Consider the following 16,930-nt stretch of genomic DNA (forward strand, 5'->3'; position numbering starts at 1 on the left):
GGGGCAGGCTACCGGGCAGGCTGGTCGGCCTGCCGGGCGCGCACGGATCGTGGATGCAGGCCGTCGGGGTGGCGGGGCCGCTGGATGCCCCAGCCAACCACCTTGACCATCGCCTCGGCGACGATCGATCGCGAGATCTTCGACGCGCCGACGGTCCGCTCGACGAACGAGATCGGCACCTCGGCCAGGACGAACCCGGCCCGGTGCGCGGCGACGACCGTCTCGAGCTGGAACGAGTAGCCCTCGGAGTCCAGGTCGGCCAGCCCGATCGCGTCGAGCACCGCCGCGCGGAAGACGCGGTAGCCCGAGGTGGCGTCGTGCACCGGCACCCCGGTCAACGCCTGGACGTAGACGTTTCCTCCCGACGACAGCATCCGGCGGTGCCATGGCCAGTTGACCGTGCCGCCGCCCGGGACGTAGCGCGACCCGATCACCAGGTCGGCGTCACGGGTCGCGGCCAGCATCTCCGGCAGGTGCACGGGGTCGTGCGACAGGTCGGCGTCCATCTCGACCAGCAGCGGGTAGCCCCGCTCCAGCCCCCACCCCAGCCCGGCGCGGTAGGCGGCCCCGAGTCCGGCCTTCTCGGGACGGTGCAGCACGTGGACGCGTGGCTCACGGGCCGCCAAGTCGTCGGCCCACTCCCCCGTGCCGTCCGGTGAGCTGTCGTCGACGACCAGCAGGTCGACCCCCGCCGGGCTGGCCAGGACACGCTCGGCCAATCGCGGCAGGCTCTCGCGCTCGTTGTAGGTGGGGGTCACCACCAGCGTGTCGCTGGTTCGATCGGGCGGCGTCATGCCTGGTTCCTCCGATGGATGGCGAGGACGGCTGCAGCGAGGACGGCGAGCACGACCACGGCCCGCCCGACCGGGTCGAGGACGTCACCGATCCGCAGGAACGGGGTCATGCTCGTGGCCAGGCCGACCTCGTCGCGGACCGAGTCGACCGTGAACAGCTCGGTGGTGCCGTGGGTCGCACCGTCGGGGTCCACCATCGTGGTGATGCCCGAGGTCGTGGCGTGGACCACCCAGCGTCCGGTCTCGATGGCCCGCAGCCGTGACTGGGCGACGTGCTGGGCGGGCTCGCCGCTGCGCCCGAACGACGAGTCCGACGACGAGATGACCACCAGCTCGGCGGGGTCGTCGCCGGCCAGGACGTTCGAGCGTACGGCATCCGGGTACATCGACTCGAAGCAGATCCCCACGGCGACGTCCACGTCACCGACCCGCACGGTCGTCGCCTCGGTGCCCGGCAGCACGTCGCGCGGGACCTGGCGCAGCGGGGGGTACCAGTCGATCAGCGATCGGAACGGCACGTACTCGCCGAACGGGACGAGCACGCGCTTGCGGTAGGTGTCTCCCAGGGTCCCGTCCACCCCCACCACGGTGCTGACCCGGAACAGGTTGGTGGAGTCGGGGTCCTCGAGGTCGGTGCCCAGCAGGAGCCGACCGTCGGTCAGCGCGCCCGCCTCGGCCACGACCGCGGCCAGGTCGGCATCCCGTGCCGGGTCCAGTCCGACCGTCCCCTCCGGCCAGACCACCAGGTCGGCCGGGCCGTCCGCGGCGATCGACGCCGCCGTCTCGTCGAGGGCCTGGGTCGCCACGGTGCGTGCGTCGTCGCGGTACGGGCCCTGGGGGAACTCGATGTCGTTGCCCTGCACGGCCAGCACGTCGATGCTGCCGGTGCGCTCCGGCGGGGCGACCGTCACCAGGGTCACGGCCAGCAGGGTCAGCACGACCCCGCCGGTGCCGAACGTCGAGGCCCCGGTCGCGGCGTCGAGCCGGCCCCGCCAGCCACCGGGTGGGGCAGCCCCGCCCCTCGTCCGCCGTGGCCGGGGGTGGTCCTCGGCCGGGGGGGTCGCCCGGTGGGCCAGCAGCCCGTCGCGCACCGCGACCCAGGCGAACAGCGAGACCGACGCCACGACCAGGGTCAGCCCCTTCTCGCCCAGCACGCGGGCGACCGGCACCAGCCACGCGTTGTCGGCCTGGCTGACCCCGAGCGTCCCCCATCCGAACCCGCTGAACGGCCACGCGCCCCGCCAGGCGTCGATCCCGACCCACACGATCGGGGCGAGCACGATCGTCCAGCGACGCTGCAGCAGCCACGCCAGCAGCTCGGCGAGCAGGGCCCACCATGCCGCCCCGACCAGGGCCAGCAGGATCCAGGCGACCACGCCCGCGCGGTTGGCGATCCAGTGGATCAGCAGGAGGTTGCCCAGCAGCCCGGCGGTGAAGCCCATCACGGCCGGGCGACGTCCCAGCGCCAGCGCCCCCTCCCCCGCCAGCGCGAGCAGCGCCGGGACGGCGAAGGCCAGCGGCCAGGCGGCCACGGGCGGATGGATGCCCGCCAGCAGGAACCCGGCGAGGATCGCGGCGCCCCAGGGCAGCAGGGCCGCCGACCACGACACGGCCTCGGGGGTGGCCGAACGTTCGGTCACCCGGTCCTCACCAGGGGTCACGCCGACGCCGGTGACCGGGGCGGTGCGGGCGGGGCGACACGGCGGGTCATCGCGGCCTACACGCAGTCACGGCAGAGGAGCTTGTCCTCGTCGGCCAGCGCTGACTCCCGCTTGGCCATGAAGCAGGAGCGGCACACGAACTCGCCCTCGCGCACCTCGTCGTCCACGTCCAGTTCACGGGCTCCGGCCGAGACGTCGGGGTCCAGCTCGTCGAGCAGGTCGTCGGCGTCCTCCACGAGCGCGGTCGCGGGAGCGTCCCCGCCGACCACCTCGTCGTCGCCGACCGCGGACGGGTCGGCGTCCGCGTCGGCCTCGGCGAGCTCGTCGAGCGACTCCTCGGGAACGTCGGAGTCGTCGTCGGTGTCGTCGAGGTCTTCCAGGCCGAGCACGGCCAGCTCCCCGTCGAGCTCCTCGGACAGGTCGTCGGGGAGGTCGTCGTCGTCGAGGTCCCCCGGTTCGAGGTCGTCGCCGAAGTCGAACTCCTCGTCGAGGCCGAGCTCGTCGGTGTCCGCGTCGTCCGGGAGATCGTCCTCGAGCGCGTCGAGGTCGTCCAGGTCGAGGTCGTCGGTGTCGTCGAAGTCTGCCACTGAGGTCGGCCCTCCAGCAGGTCCAGTGGGTGACGCGGCGGACGGTAGCGCATCACGACGGGCACGCCGTCGGGCCGTCCGGCCGGGCGAGGGAACGCCCGGTGCCACCTACCCCAGGTCGAGATCCCCGTGCACGACCCGGCCCTTGACGACCGTGAGGACGCAGGACGCGCCGCGCGGGTCGTCGGCCTCGTAGGGATCGCCCTCCCAGGCCGTCAGGTCGGCCCGCATCCCGGCGCGCAGCACCCCGACCCAACGCTCCTGGCGGGCAGCATGTCGGCCACCCAGGGTCGAGGCCGACACGGCCTCCAGGCGGGTGATCTCGTGGCGGTGGCGGTGCCGGTGCTCGGCGGCCCAGACCATCTCCCACGGCGCGATCGGCGTGACGTTGGCGTCCGAGCCGAAGGCGAGCGGCACCCCCCGGTCGGCCAGGGCCCGGTAGGGATTGGTGGTGGTCGCACGATGCGGGCCCAGCCGCTGCTCGTAGAGTCCACCCGGGCCACCCCACAACGTCTCGAAGGCGGGTTGTGCCGACAGGACGATCCCCAGCTCCACGAGGTCGTCGAGCTGGTCGGGACGGACCACCTCGCCGTGCTCGATGCGGTGGCGCAGGCGCCGGACGGCGTCCGCGAGGTGCTCGGGCAGGTCCGCCACGACCCGGTGCCAGCACCGGATGGCCTGGTCGATCGCGGCGTCGCCGATGGCGTGCACCGCGACCTGCATCCCGGCGTGGGTGGCCTCGGTGAACAGTTCCACCAGCGTGGCGTCCGCATACTCGAGGTCACCCGACCCGGGGTGGTCGGCGTAGGGCTGGGTGAGGGCCGCGGTGTGGGACCCCAGGCTGCCGTCGAGCCAGATGTCGCCACCCACGTGGCGCAGGTCCCGGTCGAGGGCGAAGGAGAGGTCCGTGGCGCCCCAGTAGGGCACGACCTCCAGGCCCCAGTCGCCCTCGCACCAGGCGTCGAAGTCGGTCTCGCCCATGGCGTCGGGGCCACCCATCTCGTGGACGGTGCCGACCCCGCGGGACACGGCGAAGCGCACCGCCTCGGCCCGGGCCCGGTCGAGGTCGGCCTCCGACATCGCACCGACGGCCCAGCGCCGGGCAACCTTGTTCGCGTCGCGACGCAGCCGTCCGGTCGGGCGCCCGTCCGCGTCCCGCTCGATCCCACCCGTGCGGGTGAGCGGTGCGGAGCGCAGGGTCGAGGTGTCGACCAGGGAGGAGTGGCTGTCGATGCGGGCCAACGTGACGGGACGGCCGCCGGAGGCCTCGTGGAGCTGCTCGGGCGTCGGCAGGGGCTGGTCCCAGTCGTGGTCGTCCCAGCCGTGCCCCCAGATCACCCGCCCGGTGTCCTGCTCGGCGTGCAGGCGCACCGCCCGCAGCAGCTCGTCGGGCGAGCGCACCCCCGACAGGTCGAGCCCGAGCAGGCTGATGCCGGTCGGGGTCAGGTGCACGTGGCTGTCGACGAAGGACGGCCCGATGACGCACCCGTCGAGGTCGATGCGGCGGGCATGCGGCGGGGCGAGGTCGGGGTCGTCGCCCACCCAGACCACCCGCGTGCCACGCACCAGCAGGGCCCGAGCCTGGTAGCGGCCGTGGCCGAGGGTCACGACACGATCCGCGGTGAGCAGGACCCCGCGGGCGCCCGGCCCGTCGGGCTCGCCGTCTGCCGGCGACGTCGCCACCGACATCCGCGGCCCCCCCAGATCCCCAGTCGGGTTCATCTCGCCTGTCCCGGGACGAAGTCGTCGGTCGTCGGTCGTAGCTCGTCGTCGGTTCCCGCTCGGTTGCCACCAGGCAACGTGACGCTGAACGCTAGCACCGCCACGGGCCGACGTCGCGGATCTGGTGCCGTCGGTTCGGGGGGGTCGGTGACGGCACGCAGGCGACGCGTCAGCCGCCCGCCGCGCCGGCCATCGCCATCACCACGACCGTCGCGACGAACAGGACCAGCCCCACCACGACGCGACCCCGGGACACCGTGCGTCCGCGGAACTCGTCGACCACCGCGGTCCCCAGGGCCAGCAGTGCACCGATCGCGAAGGTCGTCCCCAGGACGAGGAGCAGGACCACCGCGGCGACCGCCCCGGAGCCACCGGACATGCCGGTGACGACGGCCCCCACGACGGCCAGGCCGAGGCCGACCGCCAGCACGATCGCGACCAGGCGCAGCCGCCGGTCGGGGACCCGGCCGGACGCCGGGTCCCGGTCCTGCTCGGACCCGGGCGACGACGTCATGCGACGGTCAGGCCCCGTGGCCGGTGGTTGGCCGACGCGACACCGTCCTCGGTGACCACGACGATGTCCTCGATGCGGGCACCGTGGCGTCCCGCCACGTAGATGCCGGGCTCGACCGAGAAGGCCATGCCCGGGGCCAGCTCGGTCACGTCCCCGGCGACGATCCACGGCGGCTCGTGGCCGTCCACGCCGATGCCGTGGCCGGTGCGGTGGATGAACTGCTCACCCCAGCCGGCGTCGTCGATGACCGCGCGTGCGGCGGCGTCGACCGACTCGGCGGTCACCCCGGGACGCACGGCATCGACCCCGGCCGCCTGGGCGGCCTCGAGCACGTCGTGGAGTTCGCGGTAGGCCGGGTCCACGTCGCCGACGACGTAGTTGCGGGTCTCGTCGGAGCAGTAGCCGTCCAGCACGCCGCCGATGTCGACGACCACCGGATCCCCGACCTCGATGACCCGGTCGGACAGCTCGTGGTGCGGGCTCGCGCCGTTGGGCCCGCTGGCCACGATGACGAAGGACACCTGGTCGTGGGTCCCCCGGATGAGCTCCGCGATGTCGCGACCGACCTCGGTCTCGGTCCGACCCGGACGCAGCAGGTCGGCCACGCGGGCGTGCACGTCGTCGATCGCGGCGCCGACCGCGTGCAGCGCCGCCACCTCGTGGTCGTCCTTGACCATGCGCAGCGGTGCCGTCACGGTGCTGCCCGGGACCCACTCGGCGCCCGGCAGGGTCTCCTGCAGGGCGAGCGTGAACGAGGTCCACAGCTGGTCCTGGACGGCGAGGCGTCCGTCGCCCGGGACGGTGCCGGCCACCAGGGCGATCGGGTCGTCGGTCTCGCCCCACGCCGACAGGTCGGCGAGGTCGGTCGCGCCGGACGCCTCGGCCCGCGCCACCTCCAGGCCCGGCACGAACAGGGTCGGGTCACCGTCGACCGGCACGACCAGCATGGTCAGGCGTTCGAGGGGCATCGCCTCGTAGCCGACCAGCCAGCGCAGGTCGGCGGACGGGCCGACCAACAGGGCGTCCACGCCCTGGTCGGCCAGTCGGGCGCGGACACGGTCCAGGCGGGTGCGCGACATCGGGGGTGCCCTTCCGAGCGGGAGACGTGGGTCAGATGGTGAGGTGGAGCAGGCCGGGCAGCAGGTCCACCGTCGCGGGAGTCGTGCCGAGGAACTCGCCGTCGGCCTCGACCGGCAGCGGATCGCCCTCCGGTCGGATCGTGACCGTGGTGGTCTGCCACTCGCGCACGCCCGGATGGTCGAAGTGCTCGCCCATCCGGACACGGGGCAGCTCGCGCAGCACGTCGACCGGACGGGTCTCCCAGCTCTGCACGTTCAGGCGACCGTCGTCGGGCAGCGCTCGCGGGGCGACCTTGAGCCCCCCACCGAAGAACTGTCCATTGGCGACCACGACCGAGCACACCGGGTCGTCGCGCCGCGTGTGGTCGAGGTCGAGGACCACCGGTGCGGTGCGCATGGCCGGGGCCGCCGCGACACCGGCCACGACGTAGCGCAGTGCCCCCAGCGACCGCGGCAGGGCCACGGACCGGCGGACGACCGCTGCCGGCCAGCCGACGCTCACGACGTTGGCGAACGCGCGGACCCCCGGGGTGCCGTCCGGACCCACCAGGCGGACCCGACCGACGTCGATCGCCATCGTGGTGTCGTGGAGGAGGTGGCGCGCGGTGACGGTCGGCGCACGGTCCAGCCCGAACGTGCGGGCGAAGTCACTGCCGCTGCCGGCGCTGACGAGGCCGAGGCGGATGCCCTCGGCGTGGGCCTGCCCCGACTCCGGGTCGACCAGGCCGTTGAGGACCTCGTGGAGCGTCCCGTCGCCACCCACCGCGACGACGTGGCGAACACCCCGGTCGATCGCCTCGCGGGCCAGCCTCGTCGCCTCGCCCGGGCCACGCGTGATCGCGACGTCCACGACCCGCCCGGCCTGCCGAAGGGTGGTCGCCGTGGTCTCGACCGGGGTGGGGCGACCCCGCCCGACGGGACGGCCCGCCGCAGGGTTGGCGACGACCAGGATCCGGTCGTGGGCCGGCGTGCTCACTTCGGGACGCGGACGTGCGGCACGGGATCCACCTCGCGTGGCTGTCGGAACGAACACGCCCCCGGCAACGCGCCAGCGGCGACCCCCCATCCTAGTCCCTCTCCCCCACCACCCCGACCCCGAGCCAGCGACCCCGACCTGACCCGGCGAAACCAGACGTCACTCCGAAGCAGGGCTGGACGTTGCGAGCGCAGCGAGCAACTCCATCGTGACTGGTGCAACGTGGGTCCGCAGGATCACGCCTCGCCAGTCACGCTTCGACAATGCCGCGACGCAACCCGTCCAGCGCGGTGTCGGCGACCGACCACAGTTCCGGTGCGGCCCCGCGCAGCTGGCCAACCAGGTCGGCGACCTGCTTGACGTTGCGCACGAAGTCCCCCCCGGTCATGTCACGCCCGGCGAGTGCGTCGTCGAGGTCGGACCCGGTGGCCCAGCGCCAGGCCGGACCGACGAACCCCGCGTCGAGGTCCCGCAGTGGCTCGAGATCGTGGTTGGCCTCGTGGGCTCGCAGGTCCGCGGCCAGGTCCAGCACCGCGTCGTGGAAGCGGGCCAGCCCACGGGTGGGCAACCGGGGATCGACGGTCGCGTCGTCACCCCGCGGCTCGTGGGTCAGCAGGGCGGCGGCACCGGCCAGCTCGGACGGGTTGAGGTCGTCGAACAGCCCACGCCCGATCGCCTCGGCCACCAACAGGTCGACGTCGGCGTAGACCCGCGCCAGCAGCAGCCCGGACGGGGTCGGGCGACGCTCGTCGTCGAGGTAGTCCAGCTCCGCCAGGACGGCCGCGAGCCGTCGGAACTGGCGCACCAGCGAGCCGGTGCGTGCCTCGATGCGCTGTCCGAGCTTGCGGACCGTGGTCTCGGCCTCGTCGGCGCGACGCTGCCACGCCTCGTGGTCGGCCCGGTCCGGGCACCCGTGGCACGGATGCGCCTTCATCGCCGCCCGCAGCTCGTCGATCGAGGCGGCGACGTCCTCGGGGACGTCGACCCGGGGCGGCGTCGGCAGCTCGTCCAGCGGCTCGACGTCGGCCAGCGCTCCGGCGATCTCGTTGCGGAAGGCGCGCTCACGGGGATTGCCCGACCGCGGGAGCCGGATGCGGTCGATCACCGGTGGGGGTCCGTCGAGCTCGCGTGGGCCGACCCGCTTGAGGACCCGGTTGTCGGTGACGACGTCGGCCAGGGGCACCCCGGACCCGGTCAGCCGGACCCCGACGACCGCGGCCAGGCCACGCTGGCCGATCCAGGGCAACCCCAGGACGTCGCCGGGCACCAGGGCTTCGATCCCGGCACGCTGCGCGGCCGCGGCCTGGCGTCGACGGTCCTTCGCGGTCTGCTTCTCGAGTCGGGACAGGCCCTGGCGCATCGCCCAGTACGCGTCCCAGTCCCCGCGGTCGCACACCGTCGCGTCGTGGTAGCCGGCCGCCGTCTCGCGCGCCTCGCGACGACGCTGCTCGAGGTCGGAGGTGGAGCGGTCGACCTGGAACTGGGCGAACGAGGCGCCCAGCAGGTCCTCGGCCTCGGCGGGTGGGTGGTTGCGCAGCAGGTTGACGACCATGTTGTAGGACGGCGTGAACGACGAGTTCAGCGGGTAGGCACGACGCCCGACCAGCCCGGCCACCGTCGCGAAGTCCAGGTCGCGCTGGTACAGCACGACGGCGTGTCCGACCTTGTCCAGTCCACGCCGTCCGGCCCGCCCGGTGAGCTGGGTGTACTGGCCGGCGGTCAGCAGCACATGGCGCTCGCCGTTCCACTTCTCGAGACGCTCGATCGCCACCGTCTTGGCCGGCATGTTGATGCCCAGCGCCAACGTCTCGGTCGCCACGACCACGCCCAGCAGGCCAGCCTGGAACGCCTCCTCCACCACCTCCTTGAAGGCGGGCACCATCCCGGCGTGGTGGGTGGCCAGGCCCCGACGCAGCCGGGCGCGGAACGCCTCGACCCCGAGGGTGTCGAGGTCGGAGGGGTCCACGTCGGCCAGCAGGGTGTCGAGCAGGCGGTCGATCTCGTCGCGCTGGGCGGCGTTGGTCAGCGAGATCCCCGCGGCGACCAGTTCGTCCACGGCCCGGTCGCACCCGGCCCGGGAGAACACGAAGATGATCGCCGGCAGCCAGTTGCGGTGGGCCAGCTCCTCCACGACCACGGGTCGCGACGGCCAGCGCAGGCGGACGTCCGGGCCGAGCCGTCGCCCCCGGTTGGTGACCCGGTTGCGGGTGCGGGCCTTGCGCTCCAGCATCCGCACCTCGGGGTTGGGGACCCCGCCGCGTGCCTGCGCGGCGTCCTCGCGGTGCTTGCGGGACTGGCCCTTGGAGCCTCCGGCCTTGAACGTGGGGTACACCCGGTCGTTGACGTAGTAGTGGTGGCGCAACGGCACGGGTCGCTGCTCGGAGATCACCACGTCGACACCGTGACGGACCTCGTCCAGCCATGCCCCGAACTCCTCGGCGTTGGACACCGTCGCCGACAGGGCCGCCACCTGCACCGTCGATCGCAACTGGACGAGCACCTCCTCCCACACCGACCCCCGGGCACGGTCGGCCAGGTAGTGCACCTCGTCCATCACGACGAAGCGCAGGTCGTGCAGCGCCGAGGAGTCCTCGTAGATCATGTTGCGCAGCACCTCGGTGGTCATGACCACCACGGGCGCATCGCCCCGGATGCTGCGATCGCCGGTGAGGAGCCCGACGTTGTCGGCACCGTGGGTCGCCACGAGGTCGCGGAACTTCTGGTTGGACAGCGCCTTGATCGGGGTGGTGTAGAAGCACCGGCCGCCCGTCGCGACCACGCGGTCGACGCAGAACTCGGCGACGACGGTCTTGCCGGCACCGGTGGGAGCGGCGACCAGCACACCGCGTCCGGCGGCCAGCGCCGTCACCGCCTCGCGCTGGAAGTCGTCCAGCGGGAAGTCCAGGGTCGCGGCGAACGCGGCCACGGGGTCGTCGGAGGTCTCCGGGGCGTCGGGATCGGGCGGGGGGATCACGCGGTCTGCTGTCGCCGGCGACGTCGTTCGATCAGCCACGCCACCCAGATCGACACCTCGTAGAACACGATCATCGGACCGGCCATGGCGAACAGGGTGAGCGCGTCGGTCGTCGGGGTGATGATCGCCGCCAGGGCCACGTTGACCACGACCGAGTACGGCCGGAACTTGCGCAGGCCGGTCGAGCTCACCACGCCGACCAGCGACAGGAAGATCAGGACCAGCGGGATCTCGAACACCAGCCCGAACGCGATCGACGTCCGCAGGAAGAAGTTCAGGTACTCGCTGGCCGACAGCGTGGCCACGATCTGGTCACCGCCCAGGCCGAGCAGGATTCGCAGGCCCTGCGGGATGATGAACCACGCGAACACGATGCCGGCCGCGAACATCAACTGGCTGAGCAGCACGAACGGCAGCGTCAGCTTCTTCTCGGTGTCGGTCAGCCCGGGCGTGATGAATCGCCACAGCTGGTAGAAGATCACCGGACCGCCGATGAACAGTCCCACCACGATCGCCGTCTTGATCCGCACGGTCAGCGGCTCGAGCGGGGTCAGCGCGATCAGCGAGCAGGACTCGGGGTCGTTGCCCAGGCGCACGAGGGCATCGGTGGCACACACGGGTGCCAGGGCGGCGCCGAGCAGGAAGTCGAACGCGACGTAGCCGACGATCGCACCGGCGACCAGGGCGGCGAGACTCTTGAGGAGGCGATCGCGGAATTCGGTGAGGTGCTCGACGAGCGGTTGCTCGACGTCACTGGTCGTGATGGATCACTCTTCCGTGTTGGCCGGGGGCGAGACCCGCGGGGTCTCCTCGTCCTCCCGGTCTCGCTCGTCGGAGGCCTTGCGGAACTCCTTGATGGAGGACCCGATCGACCTCGACAGCTCGGGAAGCTTCCGGCTCCCGAACAGCAGGAGCACGATGACCAGGATGATGATCAGTTCCGGGGGCCCCAGGTTCATGTCGCGCCTCGTCGTCGGGTGGTTTCCACGAGTGTAACCGCGCCGGGGCCGGGGGCGACGTCCGGCCGGGCGCTGACCCCACGGGCCGGCCGGGGACCCGGACCGGGTTCGTCAGTGGCGTCGATGGCGGTCGTGGGCCGCGAGCCCGGCACGCGCCCTCCGGGTGACCAGGTCGCGCAGCCCCGGTGGCTCCACGACGGTCACGGCGGCGCCCCCGGCCAGCACCAGCTCGGCCAGCCATCCCAGGGCGTCGGTGCGCAGCTCGACGTGGCGGACCCCGTCGGTGGTGCGGTCGACGTCGGCCCGCACGTAGTCCCCCAGGAAGTGCGCGGGACCCGCCAGGTCCAGCACGGCACGGACGGCGTCGTCGTCGGGCACCCACGCCGGCGGTGGCAGCTCGTCCGGCGCCGAGGTCGTGACCGGATCCTCGGTCACGGTCACCGTGGCGATCCGGTCCAGCCGGAAGACCCGGTGGCCGTCCCGGTCGAGGTCGTGGGCCTGGAGGTACTGGCCGTCCGGGGTGAGGTCGAGTCGCCATGGCTCGACCCGGCGACGCTGGGCCGTGTCGTCCTTGCGTCCGAGGTAGTCCAGCTCCACCACGTGGCCGTCGCGGATGGCCTCGCGCAGGGTCGACAGGTGGTGGTCGTCGTCCACCACGGCGACCGTGGCGGACTCGTCGAGCCCGGCGGCGTCACGCACCTTGGCCAGGGCACTGGCCAGGCCCGGCAGGTCGTCGCCCACGATCCGCTGGGCCGCCGTGAGCACCAGCACCAGCCGCAGCGCCTCGTCCGGGCGCAGTCGCAGGGGCCGGCGCAACTCGTCGGCGGCCGTCACCGTGACGCGGTCGTCCACGATCTCCAGCTGGAACTCCCAGCCCCCACCCAGCCGGGGCCCGCAGTACATCAGGTCGGTGAGCTCGGACCGGACCGTGTCCACCGACGTGCCAAAGGCCGTGGCGACCTCGTCGAGGGTGACCCCGGGTCGCTCGATGACCCACGGGACCATGTTCAGCATGCGCTCCACGCGGGTGGTCACGGGCGCTCCTCGGGGTGGTCGTCACGGGCGAGCAGCTCGGCGAGGCGGGACCGGACCCGGTCGTGCAGCTCCGGTGGGTCGACCACGACGACGCGATCGGCCACGCCGGTCAGCCAGCCCGCGAGCCGGACCGGGTCGCTGTCGGGGAAGCACATGACCACCCAGTCCTCGCCCGGGTCGTCGTGTGGGTCATCGGCGCGGTCGTCGGTCGTGGACCCGCTGGATCCCCGGCCGGTCTCGCCGTCCCCGTCGTCGGCGGGCTCGACCAGGCGGCCGCCGTGGGCCTGCACCGCGGCGATGGCGGTCGGCTCGACGAGCACGGTGACGTCGGTGCCCTCCCCCAGCGGTGCGACGAGCTCGGCGCCCAGGTCGACGTCGTCCGGACGCTGGAAGGACCCCTCCTCCCCCACGCTGCGGATTCGCGACACGATGCGCGACAGCCGGAACACGCGGCGATCCCGGCGGTCGTGGTCCCATCCGGTCAGGTAGCCGACCCCGTTGCGGATCCCGATCGCCCACGGGTCGACCGTGCGGGCCCGCTCGGCACCGTCGGCCCGTCGGTAGGCGAACGACAGGGTGGTCCGGGTGGAGACCGCACCCGCGACCGTGGCGAGGTGGTCCTCGGCGACCGACACGTGCAGGGCCGGGTTGGGATCCACGTCCAGGGGCTCGGTCAGGTGGGTGGTCAGCCGGGCCACCGCGAGCCGCTCGTCCTCCCCGCCGGCCATGGCCACCCCGGCCAGCAGGGCACTGGCCTCCTCGACGGTCAGGTCGAGCGGCGCCAGCTCGTAGTCGTCACGGTCGATCAGGTAGCCCTCGGCGTCGGACAGGAGCAGGCGGGTCGTCGTGATGGGGATCCCCATCCCCCGCAACTCGTTCTTGTCCCGCTCGAACATCCGGCGTGCGCTCTCGGGATCGTCCTGGTCGTAGGTGTTGCGGAGCTGGTCGCGCAGTTGGGCGAAGGTCCGCGGCGCCCGGGCCTCCAGCAACGCCGTGGTCAGGTTCACCAGGCGTTCCGCCTTGTCCCGTACCACGCGTGCTCCTCGATCGGCCGTCGGTCCCGAGGTTGCCAGATCCGCCGGACCGCCGCAGCCCACCCCCTCCCGGCAGCCGTGACCGAATCCCGCCGACTGTTGCCCTCATGCATCACGGTTGCGCCTCGTCTGGAGTTCACTGGCTCGGCGGCTGCGCGTCTGGACGTTCCGAGCGCAGCGAGGAACTCCAATGCATCGGGGTCGGGACACCAGGTCCCGGATCGCCTACGGGCCGTGGAGTTGCGAGCGAAGCGAGCACACTCCAATGCAGCCGGACACGGCTTCGTTCGGAGCTCAACGGCTCGGCGGCTGCGCGTCAGAGGCTGGCGATGAGCTGGTCGACGCGGGGGTCCTCGGAGACCAGCGGGTCCTTGCACAGCACCGTGCGGGGGCCCTGGTCGTTGACCTTGAGGTGGACCCAGTCGACCGTGTAGTCCCGCCCGGCCCGCTTCGCGGCGGCGATGAAGCGGCCCCGGAGTCGGGCGCGGGTGGTCGCCGGCGGCTCGGTGACGGCGCGCTCGATCTCGGCGTCGTCGAGCAGGCGATGGGTCCGGCCACGGCGCTGCAGGACGGCGAACACCCCGTGCTCGGGATCGAGGTCGTGGTAGGCCAGGTCCAGCATCGCCACGCGCGGATCCGACAACGCCAGGTCGTGCCGGCGTCGGTAGGCGTCGATGACCAGCTTCTTGGCGACCCAGTCCAGCTCGGCCGACAGGCTCATCGGGTCGCGGCGCAGCCGGTCGAGCACGTGTGCCCAGGCGCTGACGACCCGTCGGTCGGCAGTCGTGGTGTCGTCACGACTGGACACGAACCGGTCGACCTGCTCGAGGTAGAGCTCCTGGAGGTCCAGGGCGGACATCTCCCGGCCGTTGGCCAGTTGGACCCGACGAGTGCCAGTCAGGTCGTGGCTGATGTCGCGGATGGCCCGGATGGGGTTGTCGAGGGTGACGTCACGCGTGACGGGGGTCTCCTCGAGCATCCGCAGGACGAGGTCGGCGGTCGCGATCTTCAGCCAGGCCGTGTACTCGTTCATGTTGGAGTCGCCCACGATGACGTGCAGGCGTCGGTACGCCTCGGCGTCGGCGTGGGGCTCGTCGCGGGTGTTGATGATCGGGCGCGACCGGGTGGTGGCCGAGCTGACCCCCTCCCAGATGTGGTCGGCGCGCTGGGACAGCGTGTAGATCGTCCCACGGGGGGTGGTCAGCAGCTTGCCCGCGCCGGCGAAGACCTGGCGGGTCACCAGGAACGGGATCAGGTTGTCGGTCAGCCGTTGGAAGTCACCGATCCGCGAGACCAGGAAGTTCTCGTGGCAGCCGTAGGAGTTGCCGGCCGAGTCGGTGTTGTTCTTGAACACGCTGACCCGGCCCGGGATCCCGTCCTGGGCGAGCTGGGCACCCGCCGACGCCGCGAGACGCCGCAGCATCTCCTCGCCGGCCTTGTCGTACAGCACGGCCTGGCGGGGCGAGTCGCACTCCGGCGTGGCGTACTCGGGATGCGACCCCACGTCGAGGTACAGCCGCGCGCCGTTCTCCAGGAACACGTTGGACGAGCGCCCCCACGACACCACGCGACGGAACAGGTACCGCGCCACCTCGTCGGGGGTCAGCCGCCGCTGACCGTCCTGCGTGTAGGTGACCCCGTACTCGTTCTCGATCCCGAACACCCGCCGCCTCACGGGGAGCGCCGAGGTCGGGTGCCGAGGGTGTGCAGCCGGAGGATCATTCCCGGGCGAGCAGGTCGGCGAGGCGATCCTCGTCGAGCCGGAAGAACTGCCGGCGACCCCGGGTGCGGTCCAGGCCGGACACCTCCAGGTCGGGTGCCCCCGGATCGCGCTCGGTCGCCCCGGCCAACGCGTGGACCGCCAGCCGGACGGCCCCACCGAGGTCCAGCCCCGGGGTCCACTGCTCCCGCAACCGGGTGGTGATCGCCTCGGCGTCACCGCCGATCGCGACCACGTCCGCCTCGTCCACGATCGAGCCGTCGTAGAGGATGTGGAACAGCTCGACCGGGGTGGACGCACCGTTGACCTGGGCGATCAGCAACTCGACCTCGTAGGGCTTGCCGTCCCCCATGAAGATGGCACCCAGGGACTGCGAGTACGCGGTGGCCAGCGACTTGGCGGTCACGTCCTCACGCGCGTACTGGTAGCCCTTGACGTCGGCCATGCGGATCCCGGCGACCCGCAGGGACTCGAACTCGTTGTACTTGCCGACCGCCCCGAACGCGATGCGGTCGTAGATCTCGGAGGTCTTGGACAGCAGGCGGGACGGGTTCTCGCTGACGAACAGCACGCCGTGTTCCCAGCTGACCGCGGCCAGGGAGCGACCCCGGGCGATGCCCTTGCGGGCGTACTCCGCCCGGTCCTGCATCATCTGCTCGGGGGCGACGTAGAAGGGCGTGGCCATCAGGTCACTCCGGCGGGGCTGGTCGGGCAGGCAGGGGACGGGGCGGGGAGGCGGCGGAGGCCTGGGTCGGGGCCTGGGTGGGCGGCCATGTCAGGCCTGGTCGCGATCGACACGCTCGCGGTGGGCGGCGACGACCTCGTCGACGATCGCGGCGACGGCCTCGGGCTCGAGCTCGCGGTAGCCGTCGCCGTCGATGACCGCAACGATCGGGTAGATGCGTCGGACCAGGTCCGGGCCACCGGTCGCCGAGTCCTGCTCGGCGGCGTCGAACAGGGCCTCGACGGCCACCGTCGCCGCCGCGGCCTCGTCGGCCCGGGGGTCGAAGCGATGACGCAGGGTCTGGGCCGCGACCACGCCGCCCGAGCCGGAGACCGCGAATCGGCGGGCGAGGTAGCGCCCGCCGATCGGGTCGTACTCGTGGATGCCCGGCTCGCCGCTGTGCGGGTCGACCCCGGCCAGCAGCGGGACGACGACCATGCCGCGCATGGCCATGGGGAGGTGGGCACGCACCATCCCGGCCAGTCGGTTGGACTTGCCCTCCAGGCTGAGCACCTCGCCCTCGACCTTCTCGTAGTGCTCGAGCTCCGTCGCGAACAGGCGGGCCATCTCCATGGCGGGGCCGGCGGCCCCGGCGATCGCCACGGCCGAGTGCCGGTCGGCCGGGAACACCTTGCGCATGTCGGTGCGCGAGATCATGTTGCCGGCGGTCGCCCGGCGGTCACCGGCGACGACCACGCCGTCGGCGAAGCGCAGGGCCAGCACCGTCGTGCCGTCCACGACCCGGTCCCCCAGGCCGCCACTGCCACCCGCCGGGACGACCGGGTCGGACAGCAGGCCCGCGAAGGACGAGCCGGACGGCCCGAACGGCCGCGGCATCAGGTCACCGAGGTCGAGCTGGTCGCCCTCGGTCACTGCCCGCCCTTCTGCACGTAGTTGCGCACGAAGTCCTCGGCGTTCTCCTCGAGGACTTCGTCGATCTCGTCGAGCAGTGCGTCGACGTCGGACAGGTCGGTCGCGGAGTCGCTCGACGTGGTGGCGTCGGCCTCGGCCTCCTCGACGGGCTGCTCGGTGGAGCGGCGGCGCGATGATGCGCCCTGGTTGTCGGCCATCCGGTCCCCCTGCTGGGTCGTGTGTCCGCGAGCGTATCCACGGGTCGTGACCGGTCCTCCGACAGCGGCCGTCGGCGACCC

General features: G+C 72.6%; 16 protein-coding genes. All 16 read right to left on the reverse strand.

The window, feature by feature from the left end; all coding sequences use genetic code 11:
* Positions 1-8: 8 nt before the first annotated feature.
* Entirely contained in the window at positions 9-794 is a 786-nt protein-coding gene (locus tag KR546_RS03985; protein WP_238443408.1) for a polyprenol monophosphomannose synthase, read from the reverse strand.
* Positions 791-2,434: an apolipoprotein N-acyltransferase gene (gene lnt, locus KR546_RS03990; RefSeq protein WP_238443409.1), complete on the reverse strand. Its 1,644-nt coding sequence runs from the start codon at positions 2,432-2,434 to the stop codon at positions 791-793. The genes KR546_RS03985 and lnt overlap by 4 nt, the downstream gene beginning before the upstream one ends.
* 77 nt (positions 2,435-2,511) lie before the next feature.
* Positions 2,512-3,042, reverse strand: coding sequence for a hypothetical protein (locus KR546_RS03995; RefSeq protein ID WP_238443410.1), 531 nt, complete (start codon positions 3,040-3,042; stop codon positions 2,512-2,514).
* Positions 3,043-3,150: 108 nt separating this feature from the next.
* Positions 3,151-4,725 carry an amidohydrolase gene (locus KR546_RS04000; RefSeq protein WP_238443411.1) on the reverse strand — a complete coding sequence of 525 codons (1,575 nt, stop codon included), beginning with the start codon at positions 4,723-4,725 and terminating at the stop codon, positions 3,151-3,153.
* Positions 4,726-4,933: 208 nt separating this feature from the next.
* Positions 4,934-5,278, reverse strand: a complete 345-nt coding sequence (locus KR546_RS04005) for a hypothetical protein (protein ID WP_238443412.1) — start codon at positions 5,276-5,278, stop codon at positions 4,934-4,936.
* Positions 5,275-6,357 (reverse strand): M24 family metallopeptidase, encoded by a 1,083-nt coding sequence (locus KR546_RS04010; protein WP_238443413.1) that lies wholly within the window; start codon positions 6,355-6,357, stop codon positions 5,275-5,277. The genes KR546_RS04005 and KR546_RS04010 overlap by 4 nt, the downstream gene beginning before the upstream one ends.
* A 31-nt stretch (positions 6,358-6,388) precedes the next feature.
* On the reverse strand, positions 6,389-7,333 hold the full coding sequence (locus KR546_RS04015) for a diacylglycerol/lipid kinase family protein (RefSeq protein ID WP_238443414.1): 945 nt from the start codon (positions 7,331-7,333) through the stop codon (positions 6,389-6,391).
* A 250-nt stretch (positions 7,334-7,583) separates the two neighbouring features.
* A complete protein-coding gene (locus tag KR546_RS04020; protein WP_238443415.1) occupies positions 7,584-10,307 on the reverse strand; it encodes a DEAD/DEAH box helicase in 2,724 nt (907 codons plus the stop codon).
* The gene (gene tatC, locus KR546_RS04025) at positions 10,304-11,071 is read right to left on the reverse strand and encodes a twin-arginine translocase subunit TatC (RefSeq protein WP_338019090.1); all 768 of its coding nucleotides are present in this window, start codon (positions 11,069-11,071) and stop codon (positions 10,304-10,306) included. Before tatC ends, KR546_RS04020 begins: the two co-directional genes overlap by 4 nt.
* Before the next feature lie 3 nt (positions 11,072-11,074).
* On the reverse strand, positions 11,075-11,266 hold the full coding sequence (tatA, locus tag KR546_RS04030; protein WP_238443416.1) for a twin-arginine translocase TatA/TatE family subunit: 192 nt from the start codon (positions 11,264-11,266) through the stop codon (positions 11,075-11,077).
* 111 nt (positions 11,267-11,377) lie between these two features.
* A complete protein-coding gene (locus KR546_RS04035) occupies positions 11,378-12,301 on the reverse strand; it encodes a helix-turn-helix transcriptional regulator (protein ID WP_238443417.1) in 924 nt (307 codons plus the stop codon).
* Positions 12,298-13,335: a helix-turn-helix transcriptional regulator gene (locus KR546_RS04040; RefSeq protein WP_238443418.1), complete on the reverse strand. Its 1,038-nt coding sequence runs from the start codon at positions 13,333-13,335 to the stop codon at positions 12,298-12,300. The genes KR546_RS04035 and KR546_RS04040 overlap by 4 nt, the downstream gene beginning before the upstream one ends.
* Before the next feature lie 316 nt (positions 13,336-13,651).
* Positions 13,652-15,010: a Pup--protein ligase gene (pafA, locus tag KR546_RS04045; RefSeq protein WP_238443419.1), complete on the reverse strand. Its 1,359-nt coding sequence runs from the start codon at positions 15,008-15,010 to the stop codon at positions 13,652-13,654.
* A 43-nt stretch (positions 15,011-15,053) separates the two neighbouring features.
* Positions 15,054-15,740 (reverse strand): proteasome subunit alpha, encoded by a 687-nt coding sequence (gene prcA / locus KR546_RS04050; RefSeq protein WP_238443420.1) that lies wholly within the window; start codon positions 15,738-15,740, stop codon positions 15,054-15,056.
* Between the two features lie 90 nt (positions 15,741-15,830).
* On the reverse strand, positions 15,831-16,652 hold the full coding sequence (gene prcB, locus KR546_RS04055; protein WP_238443421.1) for a proteasome subunit beta: 822 nt from the start codon (positions 16,650-16,652) through the stop codon (positions 15,831-15,833).
* Positions 16,649-16,849: a ubiquitin-like protein Pup gene (locus KR546_RS04060; RefSeq protein WP_238443422.1), complete on the reverse strand. Its 201-nt coding sequence runs from the start codon at positions 16,847-16,849 to the stop codon at positions 16,649-16,651. Before KR546_RS04060 ends, prcB begins: the two co-directional genes overlap by 4 nt.
* Positions 16,850-16,930: the final 81 nt, after the last annotated feature.

The sequence above is a fragment of the Salsipaludibacter albus genome, assembly GCF_019798055.1.
GTDB lineage: Bacteria > Actinomycetota > Nitriliruptoria > Nitriliruptorales > Nitriliruptoraceae > Salsipaludibacter > Salsipaludibacter albus.

What these genes read in the sequence shown, in the direction of transcription:
- KR546_RS03985 (WP_238443408.1), bottom strand. Translation starts at nt 794, where the DNA reads ATGACGCCGCCCGATCGAACCAGCGACACGCTGGTGGTGACCCCCACC.
- KR546_RS04005 (WP_238443412.1), bottom strand. Translation starts at nt 5,278, where the DNA reads ATGACGTCGTCGCCCGGGTCCGAGCAGGACCGGGACCCGGCGTCCGGC.
- KR546_RS04010 (WP_238443413.1), bottom strand. Translation starts at nt 6,357, where the DNA reads ATGTCGCGCACCCGCCTGGACCGTGTCCGCGCCCGACTGGCCGACCAG.
- tatA (WP_238443416.1), bottom strand. Translation starts at nt 11,266, where the DNA reads ATGAACCTGGGGCCCCCGGAACTGATCATCATCCTGGTCATCGTGCTC.
- prcA (WP_238443420.1), bottom strand. Translation starts at nt 15,740, where the DNA reads ATGGCCACGCCCTTCTACGTCGCCCCCGAGCAGATGATGCAGGACCGG.
- KR546_RS04060 (WP_238443422.1), bottom strand. Translation starts at nt 16,849, where the DNA reads ATGGCCGACAACCAGGGCGCATCATCGCGCCGCCGCTCCACCGAGCAG.